Source organism: Rhodococcus wratislaviensis (assembly GCF_900455735.1).
Classification (GTDB): Bacteria; Actinomycetota; Actinomycetes; order Mycobacteriales; family Mycobacteriaceae; genus Rhodococcus_F; species Rhodococcus_F wratislaviensis.
The window spans coordinates 197,919-205,336 of the sequence record NZ_UAUI01000003.1 but is presented as its reverse complement, the minus strand read 5'-3'; the positions used below and the strand labels follow the sequence as shown (position 1 = coordinate 205,336).

General features: G+C 65.4%; 1 protein-coding gene. It reads right to left on the bottom strand.

What is annotated here, in order from left to right; translation table 11 throughout:
- Positions 1–7,416, bottom strand: a 7,416-nt coding sequence (locus DTA22_RS08235; protein WP_160118502.1) for a non-ribosomal peptide synthetase, incomplete at its 3' end; no start/stop codon positions are given.
- Positions 7,417–7,418 lie beyond the last annotated feature (2 nt).

The window sequence follows — 7,418 nt, the reverse complement described above, 5'->3', positions numbered from 1 at the left end:
GGCGAAAAGCGAGACCAGCGTCTCCTCTACCGGTGACCGCGCCGCACGGAACACTCCACCGGTGAACTCCGGTGCCGGCAACGCTTTCCGGTCCAGCTTGCCGTTCGCCGTCAACGGCAACTGATCCACCAGCATGATCACCGCCGGCACCATGTACTCCGGGAGCCGCCCCGTCACGAACTCCCGCACCTCCACACCCGTGACGGTGCCGGTGGGCGCGAGAACGACGTACCCCACCAGCTGCCGCCCCACCCCGGCAGTCGCCGGGGTGTCCCGGGCAATGACCACTGCCTGCGCCACCGCCGGGTGTTTCAGTAGTACCGCTTCGATCTCCCCCGGCTCCACCCGGAACCCGCGCACCTTCACCTGCTCATCAGCACGCCCCACGAACTCGAGCACACCATCAGCCGTCCACCGCGCCAGATCCCCCGATCGATACATTCGCGCACCCACCGCCCCGAACGGACATGCGACGAACCGCTCGGCAGTCAGGCCCGGCCGGCCCAGATACCCGCGCGCCAACTGAATCCCGGCGATGTACAACTCCCCCACCACACCCACTGGAACCGGCCGAAGCCCCGCGCCCACTACGAACACCTGCGAATTCCGTACCGGCACACCGATCGGCACCGACCCACCGACGCACTCGTCCGACGGCTCCACACGCTGGCTCGTCACGTAGACGGTGGTCTCCGTCGGACCGTACCCATTGACAACTCGGACACCAGGAATTGCGGCACCCACTGCACTGAGCAATCGACCTGACAACTGCTCACCGATGAACACCACCGTCTCGGCACTCACCGTGCTCTCGATCTGATCGAGTACCTCCGCGAACGCCGACGGGGCGGTGCTGATCACACTCCCGGTCCAGCCGCGGCGTTCGCCGAGTACGAGAACGTCCCGGACCACGTCGATACTCCCACCCGCGCACAACGCGGCGAAAGTCTCCAACACCGACACGTCGAAACTCACCGACGTGCTTGCCAGCACCCGCGCCAGCCCTGGTGCACCGAGACTGGAGGCCACCTGCACCATGCAGTTGACGACGTTGTGGTGGTCGATGGTGACCCCTTTCGGGGTGCCGGTCGATCCGGAGGTGTACATCACGTATGCGGTGTTGTCCGGCCGGAGTGGGCTGCTGCGGTCGTTGTCGCCGGGGGCGATGCCCTCCCGTCGAGCGACCTCGTCCGAGTGCGCGTCGAGCAATAATGTGGGGATGCCGTTGTCTGGCAGCGTGCGTGCGGTGGTGGTGTCGGTCAGGACCAGAATTGGTGAGGCATCGGTGAGGATGAATGCCGTACGCGCACTCGGATAGCGGGGGTCGATCGGCAGGTACCCGCCCCCGGCCTCGAGGACGGCGAGCAGCGCGACGATCAACTCGGGTGATCGCTCCAATGCGACCGCCACCAGCACCTCCGGGCCGACACCCGCACCGATCAGGCGGTGTGCCAGCCGATTCGCTCGACTGGCCAGCTCCCGATAGGTCCAGTTCTCGTCACCGAACGTCACCGCCACCGCGTCCGGAGTCGCGGCGACCTGCGCGCCGAACAAACCGGGAATCGTCGAGTCCGGGATCGGCACACTCGTGTCGTTCCAGCTCCGGAGTACCCGCTCGCGATCGTCCGGATCGAGGATCTCGTACCCCTCGATCCGCCCCTGCGGATCCTCGACGACGCGATCGAGTAACCGCACATACCCAGCCGCGATACGCTCCACCGTGCCCCGGTCGAACAGGTCACTCGCGTACTCGACCACCCCGGCCAGACCCTGCCTGCCGTCGGGAGTGAGGGTGAAGGACAGATCGAACCGCGACGTTCCGGTCGGCGCCGGCACCACCTCCCACCCCAGCCCGGGGAACTCGACGTCGGGAAAAGCGTTGTTCTGCATCGCGAACGACACCTGGAACAACGGATGGTAGGCCGTCGACCGGGTCGGGTTCAGCAACTCCACCAACCGCTCGAACGGCGCATCCTGATTCTCGTACGCACCCAGGGCCTTCGCCCGCACCCGGTCGACGACCTGATCGAATCCCGGGTTCCCCGACAGATCCACCCGTAACACCCACGTGTTGACGAAGAATCCCACCAATTCGGTCAATGCTTCGTCGGTACGGCCCGCGATCGGTCCGCCGAGCGCAACGTCCTCCCCCGCGCCGAGCCGGTGGAGCAGCACCGCGAGGACGGATTGCAACACCATCGACGGTGTCGCCCCACATCTGCTGGCAAGCTCCGTGATCGCCGAAACACGGTCCGGTGCGATCGAGAACTCCACGGTCCCGCCCCGGTAACTCGGTTCGGCCGGACGTCGCCGATCGGTCGGCAGCTCGATGCAGTCGGGCAGTCCCGCCAACTCGGCCCGCCAATACTCGACCTGTGCGGCAAGCACGCTCTCCGGATCATCTGCGCTGCCCAGAAGCTCTCGTTGCCACAGGGTGTAATCGGCGTACTGCACCGGCAACGGCACCCATCCCGGCATCTCGCCCTCGGTCCGCGCCGCATATGCGACCGCGATGTCGCGGGCCAGGGACGCCAATGAACCCCCGTCTCCCGCGATATGGTGCAGGACCAATACCAGGATGTGCTCTCGCGAACCACATTCCAGCAACGTTGCCCGGATGGGGATCTCGCCGGACAGATCGAAGCGATATCCCGCCGCCTCCGCAACGGCTTCCGTCGACCCGGCCTGATCGATCGTCTCCGTGTGCACGGGAATCGGGGCTTTCTCCGCGGGCAGGATCCGCTGGAACGGCACCCCTTCGTCCTCCCCGAACACCGTCCGTAGGCTCTCGTGCCGAGCCACGACATCGCCGACCGCCGCGACCACCGACTCGATGTCGAGGGCGCCGGTCAACCGCACTGCCACCGGAATGTTGTACGTCGCCGACGGACCCTCGAACCGATACAGGAACCACAACCGGGCCTGCGCGAACGACAACGGCACCCGCTCGGGCCGCACCCGCGGCAGCAACGGCACCCGCGCCACCGCGGCCTCGCCCAGCCGGGGCGCCAACTCCGCGACCGACGGTGATTCGAACACCACCCGGATCGGCACCTCCACCCCCAGCGCGTTGCGGATCAACCCCACCAACCGCGTCGCGGACAACGAATGCCCACCTAGGTCGAAGAAACTGTCGTCGATCCCCACCCGCGGAAGACCGAGCACGTCACCGTAGAGAGACGCGAGAGTCTCCTCCACCGGTGACCGCGGGGCCCGAAACACACCACCGATGAACTCCGGTGCCGGCAACGCTTTCCGGTCGAGCTTGCCGTTCACGGTCAACGGCAACCGATCCAGCACCACCACCGCAGCGGGCACCATGAACTCCGGCAGTCGCCCGGCCACGAAATGTCGAACTTCGGACGACAGTCTGCTCGCACCGGGGTCGTTGACGTACGCGGTGATGTCGCCGAGTGGACCGTCGGGCAGGAAGACATCGGACACCGCGACCGATGCCTGCGCGTTTCGGTGCACCCGGGTCGTGATGTCGGTGAATATCACGTCCATCACGCCCGGTGTCGGTGACCAGGTCACCGACACCGCGAACCCCAGGTCCTCGCCGATGTCGTGACAGTCCTGCGGCAGCATCGCGTCCGTTCGACTGTCCGCGTCACGCCGAGTGGGGACGTGATCGCGGTCCGCGGCGTCGTCGAGAGCGCGTGCGGCATCGATGTCGGGTGCCAGCCCCGCGTGCGGCACCCCGGTCACCCGAACACAATCCGGGCGCCGGCCCGTCAGGTACTTCCGCAGCGCGGTGGGATCGCCGAATCGTTGCCACGACGTGGACGGCACATCGGCCAGCGACCGGGTCGCGAGGGGACTCTTACGGAGCACGACTTCGTATCTGTAACAGCTTAATTCGTTGACTGCCCGGATACCCTTGAGCTGAATGTCGACGGCTCCGATGCCGGGGAACAGCCTCGGCAACACTGTGAAGAACTCCGGCGAGAGCAGCAACTCCTGCTCGGCGGCAATTCCCCGGCGCACCCGATCGCGTATCACTGCGGCAGTCGAGTCGGCATCTGCGTGGGCGACCTGCACGCCTGTCGCGAATTCCCGGAGCAACGCGAGATTCCGCACGTCACCGAGGAATAGCACGCCCCTGGGCCGAAGCAATTGCAGTGCTGCGCCGATCACGTCGAGCAGGTACCCCGCGTTCGGGAAATACTGCACGACCGAGTTCAGCACCACTGTGTCGAACACACCGTGCGGCACGCCTTCGAGGTCGTCGGCCGCCTGGACCCGTAGGTGCACCCGATCGACCCACGGGGCCTGCCGGTCCGCCAATTGCGATCGCAGAGCGTCGATCGTGGGAGCGGAAAAGTCGGTGCCCCAATATTCTTCGCAGTGCGGCGCCAACTGCGACAGCAACAGCCCTGTTCCGACTCCGATCTCGAGCACCCGAGTCGGGTAGAGCTCGCGGATCCGTGCCACGGTCGCCGCGCGCCATTCCCGCATCTGGTCGAGGGGGATAGGCTTTCCGGTGTAGCTGCTGTTCCACCCCCCGAAATCCTCCCCGAACTCTGTCGGGTTCGTCTGTTCACCGGCCGGGGACTCGTCCCCGGAGTACAGGTCGTCGTACACCCGCTGCCATTGCGAAACCAGCTCCGCCTCCCGCGCCCTGTCACGGACGAGCGAGGTACCCCTGTCGAGCACCACATACCCCACCAGCTGCGTATCGGTTCTGGTGTCCCCGTCCGCACGACCGGCGCCGGTGGGGGGTTCACGGGCGATCACCGCCGCCTGCGCCACCGCAGGATGCGACATCAGTGCCGTCTCGATCTCCCCGGGCTCGACCCGGAATCCCCGCACCTTCACCTGCTCGTCCACGCGTCCGACGAAATCGAGCACGCCGTCGGACGTCCACCGCACCACGTCTCCGGATCGGTACATCCGCGAACCGGGCTCTCCGAACGGGCACGCTACGAACCGTTCCGCCGTCAACCCCGGCCTGCCTACATATCCTCGGCCCACCCCGAACCCGGAGACATACAACTCCCCCGCCGCACCTACCGGCACCGGCACCAATCCCGACCCCAACACGAACACCCGCACGTTACCGATAGGCATCCCGATCGGGCTTCGACCGCCGTCGCCCACGCCTGCCGTCAACTCCAGATGGCTCACGTGCACAGTGGTTTCGGTGATTCCATACATGTTCACCAGAATCGGAGTCTTCGGACGATCCCCCGGGAACCACCCGCGTAGCCGGTCCGGGTCCAATGCCTCTCCGCCGAACACCACCATCCGCAGCACCGAATCAGAGTCCGGGGAAAGGTCCTCGCGTTCGGCATCTGCGAACTCGTAGAACGCGGACGGGGTCTGATTGAGGATCGTCACGTGCTCCCGACGCACCAGACTCCACAGTTCAGCGGGTGAGCGCACCACGTCCCACGGCACTATCACCACCCGGCCGCCGTGTACCAGCGCCCCCCACACCTCCCACACCGAGAAGTCGAAGGCCTGCGAATGACACCACGCCCACACGTCCGAGCCTCCGAAACCGCACCACCGATCGGTTCCGGCAAACAACGACGTCACATTGCCGTGAGTGATGCACACCCCTTTCGGGGTGCCGGTCGATCCGGACGTGTACATGACGTACGCGGTATTGCCCGGTCTCAGCGGGGCGATCCTCTCGTCGTCGACTGGATCGATCGCCGCTGACATGCCCTCTGCGGCGGCGTCGGCCAGGTCCAACACGAGACACGGAATATCGTTGTCCGGCAACGATTCCGAAGTCTCGTCGTCGGTCAGAACCAACAGCGGGGCGGCGTCGGCGAGAATGAAAGCGGTACGCGCACTGGGATAGTTCGGGTCGATCGGAAGATATCCGCCGCCGGCCTTGAGGACCGCGAGGAGCGCGACGATCAATTCGGAGGATCGCTCCATCGCCACTGCCACGATGGATTCCGGTCCGACACCGCGCGCGATGAGATACCGCGCCAACCGATTCGCTCGACCATTGACGTCCCGGTATGTCCAGTGCCGATCGCCGAAAGTGAGCGCCACCGCGTCGGGCGTCGTGGCGGCCCGCCGTTCGACCAGGTCGGGAATGGTGGCCTCCGGTACCGGTACCGTCGTGTCGTTCCAGGTCCGCAGAACCAGTTCGCGATCGGTGGGTCGGAGGATGTCGTGCTGCTCTATCCGGCCGCCCGGATCGGCGACGACCGCACGGACGAATGCCATCAGCAGATCTGCATACAGCCTGACATCCTCACTGCTGTACAGCGCGCCGTTCGCGTCGATCTCGATGTGCATGCCGGCGCTGCCCCGACCGCCGTAGTAGATCGAAATCGAGAGGTCGTCCACGGGGCCGAACGACACGCCGCGCATGGATGCCGGATTGCCTGCAAAATCGATCGACTCGAAGAACGGAATGATATTGAGAATCGGACCGAACCGATTTTCCACGGATCCGGACAATCCTCTGTCTCTCCTGACATCGGAGCCCTGGTAACGGGAATGACGAAGGATGGAACGGATCTCGGTACCCACGTTGTGGGCGACTGCAGCGAAAAGCGACCGCGGTGGGATCTCCACACGGAAGGGCACCGCGTTCGACACCAAACCCGGTGTTCGCCGGGCGGCGCCGACCCGATTGGCGACGGCCAATCGCATCATGAATTCCGACATGCCCGACAGGCGATGGAAGAGTCCGGCCACCGCTGCTGCCAGAAACCCCGGCATCGGTATCCCGATCGACTCTGCCGCCGTCAGCCATCGCGTGGTCTCGTCGTCCGGCACCGTCTGGCTGTGATGCAATGTCACGGGAACCGGTGAACTCGGGTGCCGGGACAGTCGTAGCGGTTCGGGCAGCGCGGCGGTGTAGTTTCTCCAGAATTCTTTGTCGCGGCTGAGACGATCGGAGCGTCGATAGCGGGCATCGTCGTCGACGATCAACTCCGGTCCGCCGAATCCGGAGTCGGGGATCGGCGTTCCCGTCTTCATCGCTGTGTAGATCTCACCGATTCGACTCGCAAGAATGGCGACGCCGAACCCGTCCATCACAATGTGATGGCACACGGCGCACAGAAAGAATCGCGCGTCGTGAACCTTGATCAAGCCCGCTCGATACAGCGCGTCTCGTTCCAGGTCGAAGGGCACGGCGCCGATCTCGGCCATCGACGCTTTCGCCGCAGATTCGGCGTCTGCCTCGGCACTGACGTCGATGAAAAACGGCGTCCAGGACTTGCAGTCCCGCACGACCTGGCGGGGGCCGTCCTCGTTCTCGACGAAATTCACCAGCACGGAGCGAGCCTCTTCGGCCACTCGCCGCAACGCGTCGTCCATCACCGAAGGGTCGATCTCACCGGAAATGTCCAGATACGCGGAGATGTTGTTCGACAGTCCCGGCGCCAATTTCTGCGCCAGCCAGAGCGCCTCCTGGGCGGACGAAACGCGAAGTGAGTCCATCG